Here is a 20087-nt window from a genome sequence, read left to right on the forward strand (position 1 = left end):
CGACGCGGCCTCGCCAGGCGTACCCTCGGGCGGGAACGGAGGAACCATGACCATCCACCTCAGAGACCTCACCACTGACGAAGACATCGAGGGGTACCTGCTCGGCTCACCCGTGAGCATCATGCGTGAGTTCATCACGACACCCGGTCGAGGACCACGTCTGCACCGGCATCCGTACGCCGAGACGTTCGTGATCCGTCGCGGCCGCGCGCTGTTCACCGTCGGCGACGATCAGGTGGTCGGCGCCGGAGGGCAGATCCTCGTCGTCCCCGCGCTCGTCTCCCACCGTTTCGAGGTGCTCGACGGCGGCACCTACGAGGCCACGCACATCCATGCGAACGACCGCTTCGTCACGGAGTGGCTCGAGTAGCCACGGCTTCATGCCCCACCCCGCGCACAGCATCCCTCCCCAGGACGCCGCGAAACAGGTTTCTCCCCAGGCACCGTGATCGACCCTCTGAATGCGGGTGACCCCGCGGAGGATACGAGGCATCACACACCACCAAGGGGGATGCCATGACCGAGGCGAAGCTCGACCTGATCGCGAAGCTGCTGGCGAAGGCCGAGAGCACGACACCGGAAGAGGCAGAGGCTCTGACCGAGCACGCCGAGCGGCTGATCGTGAAGTACGGCATAGATCAGGCCCGCATCGACGAACGCCGTGGCCGGCTGGGCCAGACACAGGAGCAGATCGTTCAGGAGCGGATGCTGTTCAGCGGCGTGTACGCCCGGGATCTGCAGGAGATCGGCTCGGGTGTCGCGCAGGCGCTGGGCACCGTGCGGCCGCTCGGCATGGAGGTTCCCGTCGGCGCGGGCCTGCTTCTGGTCGGGTATGCGTCCGACGTCACGCAGGTGCGCACCCTCACCGCGAGCCTCGAGGTGCAGGCCATGGTCGCGATGCGGAAGTGGTGGTCCGTGCAGCGCGAGATCTACCACTGGCACACGGAGTCCGAGAAGCGGCGTGCACGCAGCGGCTTCCTGCGGGGCTTCGCCCGAGGTGTCATGAGTCGCATCCAGGACAGCCGCCGAACGATCGTCGAGGATGCGGGCACCGGCACCGCCCTGGTCCTGACCTCGCGCCGCGATCGGGTGGACGAGGCGGTCGACGCGATGGCGACCAAGCGCGCCCGACCTCGCCACCAAGCCGATGCCGGAGCCTTCGCATTCGGGCACCGATCGGGGCGAGAAGCGCGAACCGGCGAGCGAGGCCGCCTGACATGACCGAGTCCCTGTACCCCCGGCGCGACGGAAGCTCAGCGGGCGAAGAGGTACCGGACCAGGTCGACGACCCCACCGGGATCGCGAGCCTCACGACCGAGCGACTCCACGATGATCGCCCCCAGGATGGCCCTGCCGATCTGGGCGATCGGTGCATCGGCCGGCAGCTGCCCGTCTCGGATGCCGCCGCGCAGGCGCTCCGACAGGTATTTCTCGACCCCGAGGCTCTCGCTCAAGTGCACACCGACCTCGGCATCATCGGCGGCCGCGGCGACGAGCGACCGCAGCAGGGCCTGCCCCTGAGGGGCCTCGAGGATCGACAGCACCGAACGCAGCCACGCCTCGACATCGCCCTGGAGGTCGCCGGTGTCCGCCACGACGAAGTCCACGGGGATGAGGCGCCCGTCGACCAGGCAGTCCGCGATGAGCGCACCCCGCGAGGGCCACCAGCGGTAGATGGTCTGCTTGCCGACCCCCGCTTCCTTCGCGATGCCCTCGATCGTGAGCCGGTCGTACCCCTGCGCGTGGAAGAGTCGCGAGGTCGCATCGAGGATCGCTTCGCGCGCCGCGGTGCTGCGCACGGGCCCGCTCCGATGCTCGTTGACCATGCTCTCAGGATAGCCAAAGATGTCTAGACGAGACGTGCCGTATGATCTTTCGAGTCTGAAGGAGACCACTGTGGCTTCACTGCTTTACCGTCTGGGTTCGTTCGCTGCACGCAAGGCGTGGACGGTGATCGTGTCGTGGGTGTTGATCCTCGGCCTCGGCGTCGGCGCCTTCCTCACACTGGGGGGCACGCTGAGCAACAGCTTCGACATCCCCGGCACCGCATCGGGCGCCGTGACCGACGAGCTCGCCGACAAGCTCCCGGATTCCGCGGGCGGCACCGGAACGGTCGTCTATCGCACCACCGAAGGTTCAGCGTTCACCGACGAGCAGAAGCAGGACATCTCCGATCTCGCTGCCAGCGCCGAGGATCTCGATGGCGTCGCCTCCGTGATCGATCCGTTCGACGCGCAGAAGCAGCAGGCCGATCGCGCGAAGGAGCTCGCCGACGGCGAGAAGCAGATCACCGACGGTCGTGCCCAGCTCGACGCTGGGCAGACGAAGCTCGACGAGGGCAGGGCCCAGATCGAAGCCGGCCTCACCCAGCTCACGCCGGCCCGCACCCAGGCGGAGCAGGCCGGCGCCGGCCCCGAGCAGCTCGCCGCCCTCGACGCCCAGGTGGCGGCGTTGAACGCGCAGGCAGCCGAGCTCGAGGCCCAGAACGCGAAGCTCGATCAGTCCCGCATCACCCTGCAGGAGAACGCCGACCAGGCGGAGTTGGGCTCGACCCTCCTCGACCTGGCCGACGGCATCGGCGTGGTGTCGGAAGACGGGTCCACCGCGATCGTCAACATCTCGTTCGTCGACCCGCGCCTCGAACTCTCCGAAGAGGTCAAGCAGGGCACGATCGACCATTTCGCATCCGCTCCGATCGACGGCACCGAGGTCGACTTCGGCACCGACATCGCGCAGGGCGTGCCCGAGATCTTCGGCGTCGGCGAGGCGGTCGGTCTCGTGTTCGCCGCGATCGTCCTCATCGTGATGCTCGGCTCGCTCATCGCCGCAGCCCTCCCCATCGTCACCGCCATCGTCGGCGTCGGTGTCGGAGTCACGGCATCCCTCGCGTTCTCCGGCGTGGTGGACATGGCGTCCGTGACACCGGTGCTCGGCGTGATGCTCGGCCTCGCGGTCGGCATCGACTACTCGCTCTTCATCGTCAACCGGCACCGCAAGCAGCTGCTCGCCGGCGTTCCGGTGCGCGAATCCATCGGCCTGGCCACCGGCACGTCCGGCACCGCCGTGGTGTTCGCCGGCACGACCGTGATCGTCGCGCTCCTCGCGCTCAACGTGACCGGCGTCCCGTTCCTCGGCCTCATGGGCACGGTCGGCGCAGTGTGCGTCGCGGTCGCCGTGCTCGTCGCGATCACCCTCGCGCCCGCCATCCTCGGGCTCGTCGGCGACCGTCTGCTCAGCCGCCGCGCTCGCGCGACGGTCGGGCAGGAGCACGCCGCGGGCAAGCCCGTGAAGCGGATGTCGACCCTGCGCGCGGTGGTCACCACGCTCGTGAGCGTGGTCGCGCTGCTCATCATCGCGATCCCCGCGATGTCGATGCGACTCGGTCTGCCCGACGGGTCGAGCGAACCGAGCGACTCGACCAGCTACCGCGCGTTCCAGACCGTCGACGAGCAGTTCGGCGAAGGTGCGAACGGTCCCCTGCTGGTCACCGCGACCCTCGACGACGCGGTCACCGACGACGATCTGCTCTCCACGCAGGTCACGATCGCGCAGGCCATCGCCGACCAGGACGACGTCGCGGCGGTCGCTCCGATCGCCACGTCCGACGACAACACGCTCCTCGCGTTCCAGGTCGTCCCCGAGGAGGGTCCGAACAGCGCCTCCACCGAGAAGCTCGTACAGGACCTCCGCGCCATGCCGGCGATCGGCGACGGCATCATCCTGGGCGTCGCGGGTCAGGCCGCGATCAACATCGACATCTCCGAGGCTCTGGCCGGGGTCTTGCCGCTGTACCTCGTGGTCGTGGTCGGCCTCTCGCTGCTCATCATGATCGTGGTGTTCCGCTCGCTGTTGGTGCCGCTCATCGCGACCGGCGGCTTCGTACTCTCGCTGTTCGCGACATACGGTCTGATCGTGGCGGTGTTCCAGTTCGGCTGGGGCGCCGAGATCATCGGGCTGCACAGCACCGGGCCGATCCTGAGCTTCCTGCCGGTGATCCTCGTCGGCATCCTGTTCGGGCTCGCGATGGACTATCAGCTGTTCCTCGCCTCCGGCATGCGCGAGGCGTATGTGCACGGAGCCTCGGCGCGCGATGCCGTGGCCCAGGGCTTCCGTGCCGGCCGCTCGGTCGTGACCGCCGCCGCCCTCATCATGGTGTCGGTGTTCGGCGGGTTCATCTTCTCGGAGTCGACGATCATCCGCTCGATCGGGTTCGGCCTCGCGTTCGGCGTGCTGCTCGATGCGTTCGTGGTGCGGATGCTGCTGATGCCCGCGCTCATGCATCTGCTCGGCCGTTCGGCGTGGTGGCTGCCGCGCTGGCTCGACCGCATCCTGCCGAACGTCGACATGGAGGGGGCGGCCCTCGAGCGCGATCACCCCGGCATGAAGGCCGTGGCCGTTCCGACGACGACCGACTCGGTGCCGACGAGCGGCCACTCCGCCTGAGGCGCGCGCGTCGCAGATTCGCGTCGAGGTCGCAGAGTTCCGCCTGGATCCTGCGACCTCGACGCGAAAGCGCGACGGTTGGGGCCGGGGTGTCGGCGGGGATGCCTAGAGTGGGCGCATGAGTTCTGACCCCCGCGCGCTGCTGCAGGAGTTGCGCGTCCAGGCCGAGGCCCGGGTGCAGGCGGGGGCCGCAAGCCTCGACGAGCTCACCCACGACCGCGAGAGCTCGAACGACGACGACGAACACGACCCTGAGGGCGTCACGCTCTCGTCGGAGTGGTCACGGCTGACCGGGCTCGCCGAGGCGGCAGCATCCGAACTCCGACAGGTCGACGACGCGCTGGCGCGAGTGGATGCCGGCACCTACGGCGTCTGCGCGAACTGCGGCCGGCCGATCCCCGCGGCACGACTGCAGGCCCGACCGTTCGCCGAGTACTGCGTCGCCTGCGCCGAGAAGCTCGGGCACTAGCGCTGACACGGGTGGGCGAGCGCGAGTAGCATCCCACCCATGCCCATCACACTCGAGAATGTCGGGATCGCCGTGCGCGACCTGGAAGCCACCATCTCCTTCTTCACCGACCTCGGCCTCACGGTGCTCGGTCGCGACGAGGTCAGCGGGGAGTGGGCGGCGACCGCGGTCGGACTCGACGGCAACCACGCGAAGATCGCGGTGCTGCAGACCCCCGATGGACGCGGCCAGATCGAGCTGTTCGAATACATCCACCCGGATGCGATCGAGACCGAGCCGACCCTGCCGAACGAGATCGGCATGCACCGCATCGCCTTCTCGGTCGACGACATCGACGAGTCGCTCGCGATCGCGGCCCGCCACGGCTACCAGCCACTGCGCGGCGTCGCGAACTACCAGGACGTCTACAAGCTCACTTATCTCCGCGGCCCCAGCGGCATCCTCGTGATGTTCGCGCAGGACCTCACGAAGAGCTGACCGCAGGCAGAATCATAAGTCGCCGTACACGTCCCGACGGCGCGCAACCCGGAACACGGTCACCAGCACGACGTCGTCGACGACCTCGTAGAGCACGCGGTGATCGCCGACCCGGATGCGCCAGGCGTCGTCGAAACCGGTCAGCTTGCGGACGCCGCTCGGGCGCGGCTCCTTCTCCAGCGCGGCGATGCCGGCGAGGATGCGACGCCTGACCTGGGGGTCGAGCTTGCGGATCTCCTTCGCGGCCGGTGCGGTGAACTCGACGCGATAGGCCGTCACGAGAGTTCGGCGCGAAGCTCGTCGAGCGAGACGCGCTCGCCGTCATCCGCGGCCTTCGCCGCACGGAACTCCGCCGCATCACGCGCGGCCTCCAGTTCCTCCAACAGCTCGAGGTCGTCGACGCTGATCACGACGGCGGTGAGCTTGCCATGGCGCGTCACCCCGACGCGCTCCGACCCGTACGCGACTCCGCCCAGCACATCGGCGAGACTGTCGCGAAGATCCTTGGAGGGGATGCTGCGGGTGAGAGTGGTCATGCCTCCATTATAGGCATAAGCGGCTTTAGAAGCATTATGTACATAACTCGCTCTCACGCCACCATCCCGCGCCAGATCACCTCGATCGCAGCCCGCATCCGCTCGACGACGGCGGGGTCGTTGACCCGGTCGCCGCGCACGACGAGCTGGTAGTAGGCCACCCCGGCGATCGCATCGAAGCAGGCTTCGACGTCGAGGTCACTCCGCAGCTCGCTCCGCGCCATCCCCACCCGGAGTGCGTTCTGCAGCGGCACCCGGCGTCGCGACACGTGCGACTCCCAGTACGTCCGCTGCAGGGCACGGTCGGCCATGACCAGGCGGATGCGCTGCCGGAATCGTTCCTCCGAGTATCCGGGCGCCGAGGGAGCGACACCGTCGGCACCGAGCCCGAGCCCCGCGAGCAGGATCTCGTGCAGGTCGGCATCCGCGGGATACTCGGGCGGCACCTCGCGGCCGACGTCGAGCGCCGCCGCGATCAGCAGCGTGAGCGAGGGCCAGCGCCGGTACAGCGCCGCCCGGCTCACCCCGCTGCGGGCGACCACGCGCGACACCGTGACCTCGTCACCGGCGTCGATGATCTCCAGCGTCGCCGCGACGATCTGCCCGTCGAGGTCTTCGTCACGCGGACGACCGGGGCGGCGGCGAACCGCGGCCCCGGCATCCGCCGTCAGGACCGTCACGCGGCGAGCGCCCGCTCGCGCAGCCGGGCGATCGTGGCATCCGAGAGCCCCGCGGCGCGCAGCGGGGTCAGCGGGTCACCGTGCTGCGCGCGGAGGGTGTCGAGCAGGCTGCGCATCGACACGTCCATCGATCCCTCCAGCAGCGACGAGGTCTTCCCGAGCGCGTCGGCGTCGAAGCCCAGCGCCTTCCACATCGCCCCCATCACAGGTGCGGTGCGCGCCATGATCGCCACCATGTTGTCGCCCGTGCGGGCGTAGTCGGTGACGATGTCGTCGTCGGCGGCGCCGAGGGCGAGCAGCAGCATCGCCGCCAGCACACCCGTACGATCGCGACCAGCCGCACAGTGGAAGGCCGCAGCCCCCGGCGTGTACGCGATGACGTTGAGCGCGATCACGAGCTGCGGCGCTGCTCCATCGACCATGCGCTGGTACATCAGGCCCATCGCCTCATGGGTGAGCGCGGGCTTGTCGCGGTCCATCGACTCCCCGACATCCGCGATCAGGGGCAGGTGGTGGTACGCGACCGGGTGCTCGGCGAGCGGTCCGCGTCCCGTCACCGAGACCTCGAGCGGCGAGCGCAGGTCGATGATGGCGGTGAGTCCGCCCGCGACGAGGTCGTCGGCCACCTGTTCGGTCACGTAGGCGAGGTCGTCGGTGCGGATGGCGAGCCCCTCGCGGAGCACGCCCCCATCGATCGCGATGCCGCCGAGGTCGCGCAGGTTGACCGGTGCGCTGAGGACGAGGTCGGTGTCGATGATGGTCATGTGATTCTCCTTCGGATGAGGGCGCTGCCCTGGTCGATCACCGTGACGAGCACGATGATGCAGATGATGATGGCGCTGAGGTGGCCGTAGTCGTACATGCGCATGGCCGTGGTCAACTCCAGACCGATGCCGCCGGCGCCGACGAGGCCGAGGATGGTCGCCCCACGCACGTTCCCCTCGAACAGCAGCAGCGTGTACGAGGTGAGGAGCGGCGCGGCCTGGGGCAGGATGCCGTACTGGATGACCTGTCGCTTCGAGGCGCCGACGGCCTCCATCGCGACGACGGGCCCGCGGTCGACCTGCTCCATCGCCTCGGCGAAGATCTTGCCGATCGAGCCGATGGACCCGAGCGTCATGGCCAGGATGCCGGCGAACGGGCCGAGCCCGACAGCCGAGACGAACATGAGCGCGAACACCAGGTCGGGCACCGAGCGGATGATGTTCATCATCCAGCGCGTCGGGTAATACAGCCACTTCGGCGCGAGGGTGGACGTGGCCCCGAATGCGACGATGAGCGACAGCACCGCGCCGAGCACCGTGCCGACGACCGCCATCTGGAACGTCTCGAGCAGCAGGGCCAGGATGGTGCCGATCTTCGAGAAGTCGGGCGGGAACAGGCGCGAGAGGAACTCACCCATGTTGATCGCGCCCTCGCCGAGCTTCACGAAGTTGAACTCGGCGCCGTTGAACGACCAGAGCAGCAGCAGGAACGCGACCGGCAGGCCGATCAGGAAGCGGGCGCGCGGCACCCGGAAGGCGCTCTCGAGCCGGGCACGTTCGGCCGGATCGAGCGCGGGGCGTGCGGTGCGGTCGGTGCGGTCTGCGCGCGGTTCAGTGCTCGTGCTCATCGCCGTCCTCCTCGTCGTCGTACAGCGGGCTGAGGGCGGCGGCATCCAGCTGCGAGGTCGCGCCCGAGACGAGCATCTCGCCGTGCCGCAGCCCCACGATCCGGTCGCTGTGCGCGAGAGCGAGGGGCAGCACGTGCAGGCTCACGAGCACCGGGATGCCGTCGTGTGTGGCGATCTCGCGCAGCAGTTCGAGCACCGAGCCCGCGAGCTTCGGGTCGAGCGAGGCGACCGGCTCGTCGGCCAGGATCACCTTCGGCTGCTGCATCAGGGCCCGGGCGATCGCGACGCGCTGCTGCTGTCCGCCCGAGAGCGAGCGCGCGGGGGCGGATGCCTTGTGCGCGATGCCGACTCGATCGAGCAGTTCGAGCGCCCGGCGGCGGTGCGCGGTCGAGAAGCCCCCGGCCAGGTTGATCGGCCCCGCACCATGCAGCGCGCCCGTGAGCACGTTGGTCATGACGCTGAGCCGCGGGATCAGGTTGAACTGCTGGAACACCTGTCCGACCTCGGAACGCAGCGTGCGCAGCTCGCCGCGGGCGAGATTCGTGACGTCGTGCCCGGCGACCCGCACCGTGCCGGCGGAGATCGGCGCGAACCCGGTCAGGCTCCGCATCAGGGTCGACTTGCCCGAACCGGAGGCCCCGAGCAGAGCCACCATCTCGCCCGGGAAGAGGTCGAGGTCGACGCCGTCGAGCACCGTGTTCTCGTCGTACGCCACCTGAAGGCCGCGCACGGTCACGAGCGGAAGCGCCTGCCGCAGCTCGGCGGTGGGCGTGCGGGCCTCGGGAGCGGATGCCGGGGGCGCGAGGCGCGGGCTGGACAGGGTCACTTGAGGTCCTTGAGCTCGACACCGGCGACGGCCGCGATCTCGGCGAAGGACTCGAAGTCCGCTCCCTTGGGGTCGACCGTCTGCGGGGCCGCAGCGAACGCACCGTAGGCGCCGAGACGCTCGGCGTTCTCGGGCGAGAACACCTCGGCGATTCCGTCCTGGATCACCTTGCGGGTCTCGGCATCCAGCGACGGGCGGCCGAGCACGGCGCCCTGGATGTCCATCGCCGGACTCTCGCCCACCGCACGCCACTCGCCGTCCGCGAACGGGAACATCGGGGCTCCGAGCTCGGTGAGCATGACCGCGGTGCACGCGGCATCCACCTGGCCCTGCTCCAGTGCGGCGAAGCTGCCCTCGTGCCCGCCCGCGAAGATGGCCTCGTAGTCGGTGCCCTGTTCGAGCCCGGCCTCGTGCAGCATGTACACGGGCATGAAGTAGCCCGAGCTGGAGGCCTGATCGGCGAACGCCACGGTCTTGCCCTCGAGGTCTTCGACGGTCTGGATGGGCGAGTCCTCGAGGACGACACAGGTCGACACCGGCTTGCCGTCGCCCTGGAACGCGACCAGCGCATCGACCTCTCCGGTGTTCACGGCGAGCGCGGAGGGGAACCCGCTCATGATGCCGATGTCGACGTGGTCGGCGCGGATCGCCTCGACGACGCTCAGGTAGTCGGGCACATCCGTGATCTCGACGTCGCGGCCGGTCGCGGCTTCGAGCAGCTCGGCGAACACCTCGACGGGGTTCTCGGCGGTGGGGTCTTCGCCGACGGGGATCGTGGCGATCGTGATGGGGGCGTCGGGATCGGCCGGAGCCGCCTCGGCGGTCGGGCTCTGGCATCCGGTGAGGGCGAGGGCGGCCACGCCCAGGAGGCCGACGACGGGCAGGGTGAAGCGGCGCATGATGACCTTTCGGGAGGAGAGTCCTCGGAATTCCGAGAACATCGGTATTCCAACTCCCGAAGGTGACGGGCAATTACGAGACCGCCGTACTCCGAATGGAACGTCGGATGAACGGACGGTGTCGCCGGACAGCCGAAGCGGGGCAGCCCCCGAAGGAACTGCCCCGCAACGACAGGAACCTACGGCAGCGCCGGACCCCCTGGTCCCGCACCCGGCACGGGGTAGTACACGGGCGGAGTGTCGTCCCACGCCGACGGCAGCATCAGCAGGTCGTCGTAGTGGTGCATGGCGATGCCGCCGAACGAGGCGTCGTCCTGGAACGCGGTGTACGTCTTGTCGAGCTCGCCCTCGAGGTAGGTGCGTCCCTCCTCCCAGAACGTCACGGTCTCGGGGTCACCCGTACCGGAGAGGTCCTTGGTCTCGATGCCGACCACGACCGAATGCGGCTTGCCGATCTGGTTCGCGTAGTCGATCTCGTGCTGCGCCTGGGCGATGATGCCCGCGCTGCCGTCGGCCGTGTCGCGGTAGTCCATGATCGCGATGTAGTCGGTCATGTCCTGGATGTGGTCGCTGAGCGGCTTGGTCTGGCCGTTCCACGTGATCGAGGTGCAGCAGGCCGAGGAGTCCAGCCAGCGCGGGATCGCGGGCCCGACCAGCACCGGCAGCCCGGAGGCGTCGCGGCGCTCGATGAGCGTGTCCAGGATCTCGAGCCACCGGTTCGGGAGGCCGCCGCTGTCGGGCAGCTTCCAGTCGGTGAGGATGTAGGGCTCGATGTCGACGTTGATGCCGTCGAAGCGCGCGGACTCCGGCACGGCGAGGTTGTAGTCGAGGACCTTCTCGAACTCGTCGACCGCGAAGTGCTCGAACTGCTCCAGGGCGCCCAGATACGGCGGACGCGTCCCGCCGGCAACGGTGGCCTGCACGTGGTAGCCGCGGGCGCGCGCCCACTCCACGAACGCCACGACCTCGTCACGCGAGTCGCGCAGCATGTCGGTCGTGCCGTACTTGTCGACACCGAGGTAGATCGTGCGGATGGGGTCGGACCCGAACGTCGTGGTGTCGTCCATCACGGCGCCGAGGCGGTCGCGGGCATCCTCATCGAACACGGCCTCGTACGAGGCGCGCTCCCAGATCCACATCGCGCGGTCCTGGTCGTAGATCACGGGGGTCTCGGCGGTGGCTCCGCCGAGCGCGACGTAGGTGGTCGGCGCGTCAGTCGTGTGCCCCGACACGTCGGTCGCCCGGGCCTCGATGCTCGCGAACTCGGAACCTGCGACGGGGAAGGATGCCGTGTACTCGCATCCGCCCTGCGCCGCAGCGGCCTGCCAGGCACCGCCGTTCACCCGCACCTCGACGGCGGACAGCGCGCGGTCGGATGCCACGTCGACGACCACGTCGAGGGAGGAGCCCGCATACGCGCCCTCGGTCGGCGAGACGACCGTGACGACCGGGCGGGATGCGGCGGGGTTGTCGACCTCGACGGCGAGGAACTCCGACCAGGTCGTGTAGAGGGTGGTGAGGTCGAGGGCGCGCACGGCGAGGTCGAGTCGCCCGTCGCGGTCGGCGATGTCGATGTCGATGCTCCACGTGCCGGCCGTGCCGGTCACCGGGATCGGGATCACCTCCTGGGCCCCCACGACGAGTACGAGCTCGGAGGTGTTCGCGAACGTCCCCTCCACCGTGAGCGTCGATCCGCTGACGGTGCCGCCGTCGACGGGCGAAGTGATCGCGAGCTCGGTCGTGACGGTCTCCGCAGAGGCGGCGCCGCCTGTGGCGACCACCCCTCCGGTGAGAAGGCTCGCGGCGACCAGCGCCGACAGCCAGCGTGTGCGTCTCATCGGTGTCTCCTTCCGCTCCGCCAGGCGCGGAGTCGTCGTGACTGCCACCGTGACGCGCGGGCATCCGGTGGTCAACGAAACGTCCGAGAAAGGGAATGACTGGAGGAAGGAATCGGGACTGCGCCGGCGTCGGCCCTGCACTTCGCTCGGCCGATCGCACGTGCGTCGGCCCTTTCGCACAGATGCGGCCGAGGGAAGCGCGATTCCCCGCAGCACGCGCCGCGAGTGCCCGACACCTTGCCGAACCGAGTCCGAATGAATACGGTTGCATAGCAAAGACTCACGGGCATCCACGGGCCGAGGAGGGCGACATGGGAGCTTTTCCGAACACCCAGCCGCTGTTCGTGAGCCTGGCGCAGCAGCTCCGCGACCGCATCACCGCCGGCGAGTGGTCACGGGGCGAGCGCCTGCCACCGGAGGCGACTCTGGCGGCGACGCACGCGGTCGGCATCAACACCGTGCGTCGGGCGGTGGGGATGCTCGTCGACGACGGAGTGGTGGTCCGCCGCCAAGGATCCGGCACCTACGTGTCGGCGCGCTGGACCGGGAAGACGCCCCTGATCGGCGTGATCGTCCCGTCGCGCAGCTACTACTTCCCCACGGTCGTCGACGGGATCACGGAAGTGGCCCGGGCCGCGGGCGCGACCCTGCGCATCGTGTCGAGTGAGTATGACGACGCCCTGGAGATCCGCCGCATCCGCGAGCTCCTGGCCGCCGGATGCGACGGCCTGCTGATCACCCCGACACTGCATCGCACCGACCCGACGGCCCGCCTCGACCTGCTGCGCGCACTGCCGATCCCGGTGCTGCTGATGGAGCGGATGCCAACGGATTCGCCGCCGGACGACGGGCTCTCGGCGGTGTGCACCGATGTCGTCGCGGGCGGATACGCGGCCGTGCGGCACCTGGCGCGGCAGGGCCGTCGGCGCATCGGGTTCCTCGGACGCCGCGACACCGCGACGGCCGACGCTGCGTTGCGCGGCTACCGTCGCGCGATCGACGACCTGACCCTCGTCGACCTCCCGGGCGCGGTGACGCGTCGGGACTCGTGGGACGACGCCGCACTCGCCGACTACGCGCACCGAGCGCTCTCGGGGGGACTCGACGGCGTCGTCTGCCTCGGCGACCGCGAAGCGACGGCGCTCCTCCCTCACCTGAGGCGCGTGGGGCTCTCGCTTCCCGACGACCTCGCGCTGGTCGCTTTCGACGACGAAGAGGCGGCGGATGCGTCGCTCCCCCTCACGGCCGTGTCCCCGCCGAAGCGCGAGATCGGACGCCTCGCGGCGGCCACACTGTTGCGGCAGCTGGGGCGCGGGGGCGACCGAACCCCGGTGCGGATGCTGCTGCAGCCGGTCGTGCGGGAGCGGGCCTCCACTGCCGTCGTATCGACCCGCATGGCTGCAACCGCTTGCATGATCGCGCCGCGCGTCATAGGTTGAAGTCAGGCCCGACCCAGGGTTCGACGATCGACCCGAGGATTCCCGTGCCCGACAGCCCGCGCCGCACCCTACCGCGCGCCCCCGTGCGCATCGTGCACCTCGGACTCGGTGCCTTCCACCGTGCACACCAGGCCTGGTACACCGCCCACGCCGATCCCGACCACGAGTGGGGCATCGCGGCGTTCACGGGCCGCTCGCCCGATGCCGCCGAGACGCTCACGCGACAGGACGACGTCTACACCCTCCTCACGCGCGGCGCGGAGGGCGACCATCTCGAGACCGTCGAGAGCATCGTGGCCGCGCACGACGGCGGCGACACCGACGTGCTGCGCGACTACCTCACCCGCCCCGAAGTCACGGTCGTCACGCTCACGGTGACCGAGAAGGGCTATCGACGCGGATCGGACGGCCGCCTCGACGTCGCCGACCCTGACATCACCGCCGACATCTGTGCGCTGGGCGAAGCCTTCGCCGATCGGGAGAACCCGCCGGACACCATCGCGAACGGCGTCCTGCGCACGATGCCCGCCCGCCTGCTCTGGGCGCTCGACGCTCGACGCCGCGCCCTGCCCGACGGCACGATCACGCTGATCCCGTGTGACAACCTCGATGACAACGGTTCCGTGCTCCGGGCCGTGCTCGGCGACCTCGCCGCGCTCACCTCCCCTCCCCTCGGCACCTGGATCGACGCGCAGGTCGACGTGGTCAGCACCTCCGTCGACCGCATCACCCCGCGCGCCACGGCAGACGACATCGACGCCGTCGCCGCGCGCGAGGGCGTCCGCGACGAAGCCCTGGTGGTGACCGAGCCGTTCCACAGCTGGATCCTGAGCGGACGCGTCCGCGCCGACCGTCCGCGATGGGAGGATGCCGGCGCCTCGTTCGTGTCCGACATCGAACCGTTCGAGCGGCGCAAGCTGTGGATGCTCAACGGCGCGCACTCCCTTCTCGCCTCCGACGGCATCCTGCGCGGACACGAGACCGTCGCCGAGGCCATCGCCGACCCGGAATGCGCGGCTCTCGTGCACGACCTGTGGGACCTCGCTCAGCAGCGCCTCGACGCCTCCGCTGACGGAGCCGGCGTCGACCTCGACCTTCCCGCCTACCGGACGGCGCTGCTCGAGCGATTCGCGAACCCCGCGATCGTGCACCGGCTGCGCCAGATCGCCGCGGACGGCAGTCTCAAGCTGCGTGCCCGCATCGTCGAGCCGGTGCGCCGCGCCCGCGCCGACGGCGAGACGGGCGCGGCCGGCATCGCCGCGATCGCCGCCTGGGCCCGGTTCGTCATCGCCGAGGTGCACGCAGGACGTCCGCTCGACGACGTCGCCGCGGAGGAGCTGGCCGCACGCGCGACAGATGCCGATCCGCATCGCGCCCTGCTCGACCTGCTCGCGCCCGATCTCGCCGCGGACCCCGCCGTGCTCGGGATGCTCACCGACCACGCCCGCTGATCCACCCCCGCTGGCCCCCGACGCATGAAGAGCGCCGATCCCGAAGGACCGGCGCTCTTCGACGCCTGCGGCATCAGCCCTTCACGGCACCGGCCATCATGCCCGCGCCCAGGCGACCCTGGACGAAGAGGAACAGGATGACCACGGGCACCGAGATCAGCGTGGCGCCCGCCATGATGCCGGCCCAGTCGGTGGCCGACAGCTCACTGCTGAACGTCTGCAGCCACAGCGGCAGGGTGGCGTTGCCCGGCTTCGTCATCACGACGAGGGCCAGGGTGTACTCGTTCCACGCCTGCAGGAACGCGAAGACGGATGCCGTGACGATGCCCGGTCCGAGCAGCGGCAGCGTGACCCGCATGAACGCCCCGAACCGGCTGCAGCCATCGACCATCGCCGCCTCTTCGAGCTCGGCCGGGATGCCGTGGATGAACCCGCGCAGCAGCCACACCGTGAACGGGACGACCGTGCCGATGTAGAGCAGCGACAGGCCGCCGACCGTGTTCAGCAGGTGCCAGCCGTCGAGCATGCGGAACTGCGAGATGAACAGCGCCTCGGTCGGGATCATCTGCACGATGAGCACGAGCAGGATGATGAGGCCGCCGCCCTTGAAGCGGAAACGGCTCACCGCGATGGCCGCGAAGAATCCGAACAGCACGGCGACCACGACCACGATGGCCGTCACGCCGGCACTCATGCCGAGCGCCGACCAGAAGCCGCCGTCGGCGAGGATGCTCCCGAAGCTGTCGAAGCTCAGCGGGAACGGGAAGAACCGCGGCGTGCGCGAGAACAGCTCTTCGTTCTCGGAGAGCGCGGTGTTGACCATCCAGTAGATCGGGAAGACGAGGAGCAGCGCGGCGGCCACCGCGACGCCGTTCCAGGTGCGTCGGCGGGCGTCGTTGCGATTGCCGATGGTCCGACGCGAGCGCGGCGGCACGACGGCGGCGATGTCGGTGGTCCTGGTCAGGGTCGGGGCACTCATTCCGAGACCTCCTTCTGCTGGGCGAACATCTTCGCGATGTACTTCCAGGTGAGCAGCAGCGTGAGGATGAGCACGATCGTCGCGAGAGCCGACGCGTCGCCGTACTCGCCCTGGCCGATGCCGATCCGGTAGATGTAGGTGCCGAGGAGGTTGGTCTCCTCGATCGAGACGCCCGCCTGCTGCAGCACGTAGATCTGCGTGAACACGCGCAGGTCCCACACGATCTGCAGGAGTCCGACGATCATGACCGCCGGGGTGATGAGGGGCATCGTGACGTGCCGGAAGCGTGTCCAGGGACCGGCCCCGTCGAGCTCCGCCGCCTCGAGCACCTCGGTGGGCACCTGGGTGAGGGCGGAGTAGATCATGAACACGATCAGGGGCAGGCTGCCCCAGATCACGGTGATCGCGGCGATCGTGAACACACCCATCGGGGTCGAGGTCCACGGGAAACCGGCCATGTCGGGGAATCCGATGCGCGCGAGCACCCAGTTCACCAGGCCGTAGCGGGCGTCGAACAGCCACTGCCAGATGACCATGGTCACCAGCGCCGGGGTGGCCCACACGAGCAGCAGTGTCACCTGCAGGGCGATGCGGGCCCAGTTGCTCACCTTTGTCAGCAGCAGCGCGATCAGCATGCCGATCACCATCGACAGCGACGCGCACACGGCGCAGAAGAGCACGGAGCGGAAGAACACGACCCACATGTTGGGGTCGGTCAGGATCCTGCCGTAGTTCGCCAGGCCCACCCATTCGGGCTCCTGTCCGAACTGCTGCGCCAGCCCGAACTTCTGCAGCGACATCACGAACTGCTGCAGCAGCGGCCAGCCGAGGGCGATCAGCACCGCCGCGAGGAGCGGCGCGATCAGGAGGTACGGGAGCAGCGCTCCCCGCACGCGACGCGGGCGCGTGCGGGGAGCGGGCTGCTGCGGGGCCGCCTCAGGGGCGACCTCGACATCGATCACGGGAGTGGTCATCATCAGTCGGCGTTGAGGGTCGCTTCGATCTTCGCGCCGATGCGCGTGACCACCTCGTCGATGTCCTCACCCTTGGCGATCGCCGAGTAAAGGTCGACCGGGATGTTGTTGCCCTCCACGATCGCCCAGTTCGGGGCCGCCGGGGTGAGCGCGCTCGTCTCGGCGATCTGCTGCTGCAGCTCGGCGTCGACGATGCCGTCGGGGATCGCCGACGCGAAGGTGGTGTTGCCGGGGACCCAGCCGGAGTCCTCGGCGAGCTGGGTCATGAAGTCCTCGCTGAGGATCAGCTTCATGGCCTTCTTCGCCAGCTCCTGCTGCGACGACTTCGCGGCGATGCCGACGTTGGATCCGCCGAGGAACTGGTGGCTCTCGCCGCCGGCCTCGACCGGGGGAAGCGCCATCACACCGGTGACGTCGGCGAGCTCGGGGGAGATGCTGTCCTGCGCGAAGACGCGGTAGGAGAACATCGCGACCTCGCCGTTGTTGTACGGCACCCACGGGTTGCCCGCGGTCTCCTTGGCGTCGAGCGCGCCGAGGGCCGAACCCTGCCAGATGGTCTGCATCTGCTCGAGAGCGGCCTTGGCCTCGGGGGTGTCGAGTCCGCTGACCCACGCGCCGTCCTTCTCCTCGGCGTAGTTCGCGCCGTGGGAGAACAGCCAGCCCTCGAGCCCGTGCACGTCGACGACGGGGAAGTAGATGCCCTTGAAGCCCTCGACGCCGTCGGGGTTCGCCTGCTGCACCGTGGCGGCTGCGGCGACCAGGTCGTCGAGCGTCTCGGGAGCCGGGATGCCGGCCTTCTCGAGCAGGTCGGTGCGGTAGAACACGACGCTGGTGCCCGCGTAGAGCGGGTAGGCGTAGGTCTTGCCGTCGAGCGTCGCCTGGTCGACGAAGCTGGGGATCAGGTCGTCGCCGTCGACCTCGTCATACAGGTCGGAGATGTCGGCGAGCGCCCCGACGTTCGCGAACGTCGCGGTCTTGGTGTTGCCGATCTCGACGATGTCGGGGGTCTCGGACTCGCTCGCGAGCGAGGTCTGGAGCCGGGAGACGATGTCATCCCAGGGCTGCATCTCCACCGTCAGCGTGGAGCCGGGGTTCTGGGCGGCGAACTCGTCTTCGAGCCACGCGACCGCATCCTCGGACACGGAGTCCTGCATGAGCCACACGCGGAGGTCTCCGCTGTCGGCGTCGCCTCCGTCGTTCCCGGTGCCTGAGCTGCAGCCGGTGACGGCCAGCACGGCGGCCAGTGAAGCGGCCGCTGCGATCACAGTGCGTCTTGCCATTCTCGTTCCTCCATGGTCTTCCTCGACGGGCCCGAAAGGCGCCCGATGAACGGGTGTTTCAACCATTTCTCACGCTAACGTGCAAACGGTTGCATTACAATAGCTTCTTCGTTGAAGAGGGTGTAACGGTTGTGTTTCTGTTTGATTACCAGGGATAAGTCAGCGCGTGCGGGTAGCGCGGTACAGCGATCACGACCTTCGGGGGCGTGATCCCTGCACCGCGTTGCACAAGATCAGACGGCGATGGCCGCCGTGGTGCGGGCGACGGTCTCCAGCACCGCGATCGGTGCGAGCAGCTGCGCCGTGGGGATCGGGGCTTCCCCCGTCGCGAGCATCCGGGCGAACGCGTCCACGCCGGGCTGCACGTAGTCGGCGCCGAGCACGATGTCGCGACTGATGACCCCGTGGCCGCCGACAGCCGTCGCGCGGAACGGCACCTGACCGTCGCCGTCGGGGCGGATGAACTCGAGCGTGACGAGCACGCCGCCAACGCGGTAGCGCGCGACGACCCCTCCCGGGAGGCGCTGCACGTCGATGTCCTCGGGTTCCCCCGGCACGAGGCGCTGCGCCACGTCGGCGATGTGGATGCCGTAGAAGAAGATGCCGCTGTACGGGCTGGCCGCATCCGCGGGCCCCGTCACGGTGACCGCCTGCAGCTCGCCGATCGACCCGAGGCCCTCGGTGATCGCGTCGGTGTCGGCCACCCAGCGCAGCGCCGACGACGAGGTGAGCACCGTGCCACCGCGCTCGGCCGCGGCGACGATCTCGTGCGCATCGGCGACGCTCGCCGCCAGCGGCTTGTCGACCCAGACCGGCGTTCCCGTCTCGAGGAACGGCACGGCGTGCGCCCGGTGGAGCGCCCCGTCGCGCGAGGTGACGATGAGCGCGTCGATGCTGCCGAGCAGGTCGCCCGACTCGGCGACGATCTGCTCGATGCCGCCGAGCTCCGCGAGCTCGCGCGTGCGGTCGTCCTCGCCCGCGACGAGCGCCACCACACGCACCGGCACGTCATCCGGCCGCTCGACGTTGAGGTAGCGGATGATCTCCTCGGCGTGGCTGTTCTCGATGCCGACGATCGCGACGTTCTTCGTTTCCATGTCTCTCATCCTCTTTCACTCGTGCAGGTCGACGGGACGACCGGTGCGGGCCGACTCGTACACGGCGAGCACCACCTGCAGCGCTCGGCGGCCGTCGTCGGTGGTGATGGCGGGGCGACCGCCGCTGCGGATCGCGCTCACGACGTCGAGGTACTGCCGGCGATGCGCCATGTCGACGTCGCTCCACCCCTCGGGCACATCGTGCTCGACGAGCGAGTCGGCGTCGGGCTGCGGCGCAGAGGCCGAGGCGAAGAAGGACAGCCCGTCGTTCTCCATCACCGCGGTGCCCTGCGAGCCGTGCACGGCGAGGCGCACCGGCAGCCCCGGGTAGGCCGCGGTGCTGGCGAGCAGCAGGCCGATGGCGCCGCTCTCGAACTCGATCGTGGCGCCCGCGACATCCTCCACCTCGATGCCCTCGTGCGCGAGGCGGCCGGTCTTCGCACTCACCGACACCGGAGTGCCGAGCATCCACAGCAGCAGGTCGAGCGCGTGGATGCCCTGGTTCATGAGTGCACCGCCGCCGTCGATGGCCGCGGTGCCGCGCCAGTCGCCGGACTCGTAGTACTCCTGCGGGCGGAAGAACGCCGACTCCACGACGCCCGACGTCACGCGCCCGAGCGCGCCCTCGTCGATCGAGCGGCGGATGAACGAGGCCACCGGCTGGAAGCGGCGCTGACTGATGACGGAGACCGTGCGCCCGGAGGCGCGCTCGGCCGCCCGCACCCGATCGGCGGATTCGAGTGTGACGTCGATCGGCTTCTCGACGATCACGTCCACCCCCGCGTCGAGGGCGGCGACCACCGCGTCGGCGTGGAAGGCGCTGGGCAGGCAGATCGCGGCGAGGTCGACGCTCTCGGCGCGATAGGCCTCGGCGGCCGACGCGTGGAACGGCACGCCGTACTGCTCGGCGAGCGCACGCCCGCGCGCCTCGTCGACGTCGACGATCGCGGCGAGCACGCCGGCATCGCCGAGAGCCGCGACGAGGCGCGCGTGGACGGCGCCGATCACCCCGGCGCCGACGATCGCGATGCGCAGCGGTTCGGTCATGATGTCTCCTGTCGTGGGGGTGGATGCCGGAGGTGTCGGC

At 69.5% G+C, this 20087-nt stretch carries 21 protein-coding genes; 7 read left to right on the forward strand and 14 right to left on the reverse strand.

The window, feature by feature from the left end; genetic code table 11:
• Positions 1-46: 46 nt before the first annotated feature.
• The gene (locus J7E45_RS08895) at positions 47-370 is read left to right on the forward strand and encodes a cupin domain-containing protein (protein ID WP_215068592.1); all 324 of its coding nucleotides are present in this window, start codon (positions 47-49) and stop codon (positions 368-370) included.
• 146 nt (positions 371-516) lie between these two features.
• Entirely contained in the window at positions 517-1221 is a 705-nt protein-coding gene (locus J7E45_RS08900; RefSeq protein ID WP_215068594.1) for a DUF2786 domain-containing protein, read from the forward strand.
• A gap of 32 nt (positions 1222-1253) precedes the next feature.
• Here the strand turns inward: J7E45_RS08900 and J7E45_RS08905 are convergent, their stop codons facing one another.
• Entirely contained in the window at positions 1254-1826 is a 573-nt protein-coding gene (locus tag J7E45_RS08905; RefSeq protein ID WP_167633641.1) for a TetR/AcrR family transcriptional regulator, read from the reverse strand.
• 70 nt (positions 1827-1896) lie between these two features.
• Between J7E45_RS08905 and J7E45_RS08910 the strand changes: the two genes are divergently transcribed.
• From J7E45_RS08910 to J7E45_RS08920, 3 genes are all read left to right on the forward strand, one after another.
• Positions 1897-4443 carry an MMPL family transporter gene (locus J7E45_RS08910; protein WP_215068596.1) on the forward strand — a complete coding sequence of 849 codons (2547 nt, stop codon included), beginning with the start codon at positions 1897-1899 and terminating at the stop codon, positions 4441-4443.
• A 118-nt stretch (positions 4444-4561) separates the two neighbouring features.
• Positions 4562-4912, forward strand: a complete 351-nt coding sequence (locus J7E45_RS08915) for a TraR/DksA C4-type zinc finger protein (RefSeq protein WP_215068599.1) — start codon at positions 4562-4564, stop codon at positions 4910-4912.
• Between the two features lie 39 nt (positions 4913-4951).
• Positions 4952-5389, forward strand: coding sequence for a VOC family protein (locus J7E45_RS08920; protein ID WP_091033192.1), 438 nt, complete (start codon positions 4952-4954; stop codon positions 5387-5389).
• Between the two features lie 12 nt (positions 5390-5401).
• On the opposite strand, the gene J7E45_RS08925 is transcribed toward J7E45_RS08920, so the two are convergent.
• The 8 genes from J7E45_RS08925 to J7E45_RS08960 all read right to left on the reverse strand — a co-directional run bounded on the left by J7E45_RS08925 (position 5402) and on the right by J7E45_RS08960 (position 11780).
• Positions 5402-5668: a type II toxin-antitoxin system RelE/ParE family toxin gene (locus tag J7E45_RS08925; protein WP_215068601.1), complete on the reverse strand. Its 267-nt coding sequence runs from the start codon at positions 5666-5668 to the stop codon at positions 5402-5404.
• Positions 5665-5925 carry a type II toxin-antitoxin system prevent-host-death family antitoxin gene (locus J7E45_RS08930; protein ID WP_029263106.1) on the reverse strand — a complete coding sequence of 87 codons (261 nt, stop codon included), beginning with the start codon at positions 5923-5925 and terminating at the stop codon, positions 5665-5667. The genes J7E45_RS08925 and J7E45_RS08930 overlap by 4 nt, the downstream gene beginning before the upstream one ends.
• A gap of 53 nt (positions 5926-5978) precedes the next feature.
• Positions 5979-6605: a TetR/AcrR family transcriptional regulator C-terminal ligand-binding domain-containing protein gene (locus tag J7E45_RS08935; RefSeq protein WP_215068603.1), complete on the reverse strand. Its 627-nt coding sequence runs from the start codon at positions 6603-6605 to the stop codon at positions 5979-5981.
• A complete protein-coding gene (locus J7E45_RS08940; RefSeq protein WP_215068605.1) occupies positions 6602-7369 on the reverse strand; it encodes a tyrosine-protein phosphatase in 768 nt (255 codons plus the stop codon). Before J7E45_RS08940 ends, J7E45_RS08935 begins: the two co-directional genes overlap by 4 nt.
• Positions 7366-8217, reverse strand: a complete 852-nt coding sequence (gene phnE, locus J7E45_RS08945) for a phosphonate ABC transporter, permease protein PhnE (RefSeq protein ID WP_215068607.1) — start codon at positions 8215-8217, stop codon at positions 7366-7368. The genes J7E45_RS08940 and phnE overlap by 4 nt, the downstream gene beginning before the upstream one ends.
• On the reverse strand, positions 8201-9043 hold the full coding sequence (locus J7E45_RS08950) for a phosphonate ABC transporter ATP-binding protein (RefSeq protein WP_215068609.1): 843 nt from the start codon (positions 9041-9043) through the stop codon (positions 8201-8203). Before J7E45_RS08950 ends, phnE begins: the two co-directional genes overlap by 17 nt.
• Complete coding sequence (gene phnD, locus J7E45_RS08955; protein WP_251053538.1) at positions 9040-9984, reverse strand: phosphate/phosphite/phosphonate ABC transporter substrate-binding protein; 945 nt, start codon at positions 9982-9984, stop codon at positions 9040-9042. The genes J7E45_RS08950 and phnD overlap by 4 nt, the downstream gene beginning before the upstream one ends.
• 137 nt (positions 9985-10121) lie before the next feature.
• Positions 10122-11780, reverse strand: a complete 1659-nt coding sequence (locus tag J7E45_RS08960; RefSeq protein WP_215068611.1) for an Ig-like domain-containing protein — start codon at positions 11778-11780, stop codon at positions 10122-10124.
• 311 nt (positions 11781-12091) lie between these two features.
• On the opposite strand from J7E45_RS08960, the gene J7E45_RS08965 reads away from it, so the two are divergent.
• Together J7E45_RS08965 and J7E45_RS08970 are read left to right on the forward strand one after the other, a co-directional pair.
• The gene (locus J7E45_RS08965; RefSeq protein ID WP_215068614.1) at positions 12092-13219 is read left to right on the forward strand and encodes a substrate-binding domain-containing protein; all 1128 of its coding nucleotides are present in this window, start codon (positions 12092-12094) and stop codon (positions 13217-13219) included.
• Between the two features lie 44 nt (positions 13220-13263).
• Positions 13264-14670, forward strand: coding sequence for a mannitol dehydrogenase family protein (locus J7E45_RS08970; RefSeq protein ID WP_308162087.1), 1407 nt, complete (start codon positions 13264-13266; stop codon positions 14668-14670).
• Between the two features lie 73 nt (positions 14671-14743).
• Here J7E45_RS08970 and J7E45_RS08975 read toward each other — a convergent pair whose 3' ends face one another.
• The 5 genes from J7E45_RS08975 to J7E45_RS08995 all read right to left on the reverse strand — a co-directional run bounded on the left by J7E45_RS08975 (position 14744) and on the right by J7E45_RS08995 (position 20047).
• Positions 14744-15649 carry a carbohydrate ABC transporter permease gene (locus tag J7E45_RS08975; RefSeq protein ID WP_215068616.1) on the reverse strand — a complete coding sequence of 302 codons (906 nt, stop codon included), beginning with the start codon at positions 15647-15649 and terminating at the stop codon, positions 14744-14746.
• A complete protein-coding gene (locus J7E45_RS08980) occupies positions 15646-16626 on the reverse strand; it encodes a carbohydrate ABC transporter permease (protein WP_251053542.1) in 981 nt (326 codons plus the stop codon). The genes J7E45_RS08975 and J7E45_RS08980 overlap by 4 nt, the downstream gene beginning before the upstream one ends.
• Positions 16626-17903 (reverse strand): extracellular solute-binding protein, encoded by a 1278-nt coding sequence (locus J7E45_RS08985; RefSeq protein ID WP_215068618.1) that lies wholly within the window; start codon positions 17901-17903, stop codon positions 16626-16628. Before J7E45_RS08985 ends, J7E45_RS08980 begins: the two co-directional genes overlap by 1 nt.
• Positions 17904-18136: 233 nt before the next feature.
• Positions 18137-19000, reverse strand: coding sequence for a Gfo/Idh/MocA family protein (locus J7E45_RS08990; RefSeq protein ID WP_215068620.1), 864 nt, complete (start codon positions 18998-19000; stop codon positions 18137-18139).
• Positions 19001-19015: 15 nt separating this feature from the next.
• Entirely contained in the window at positions 19016-20047 is a 1032-nt protein-coding gene (locus J7E45_RS08995; RefSeq protein WP_167633629.1) for a Gfo/Idh/MocA family protein, read from the reverse strand.
• Between the last annotated feature and the right edge of the window lie 40 nt (positions 20048-20087).

Origin of the sequence: Microbacterium sp. ISL-59 (assembly GCF_018613945.1) — a bacterium.
GTDB classification, from domain to species: domain Bacteria; phylum Actinomycetota; class Actinomycetes; order Actinomycetales; family Microbacteriaceae; genus Microbacterium; species Microbacterium oxydans_B.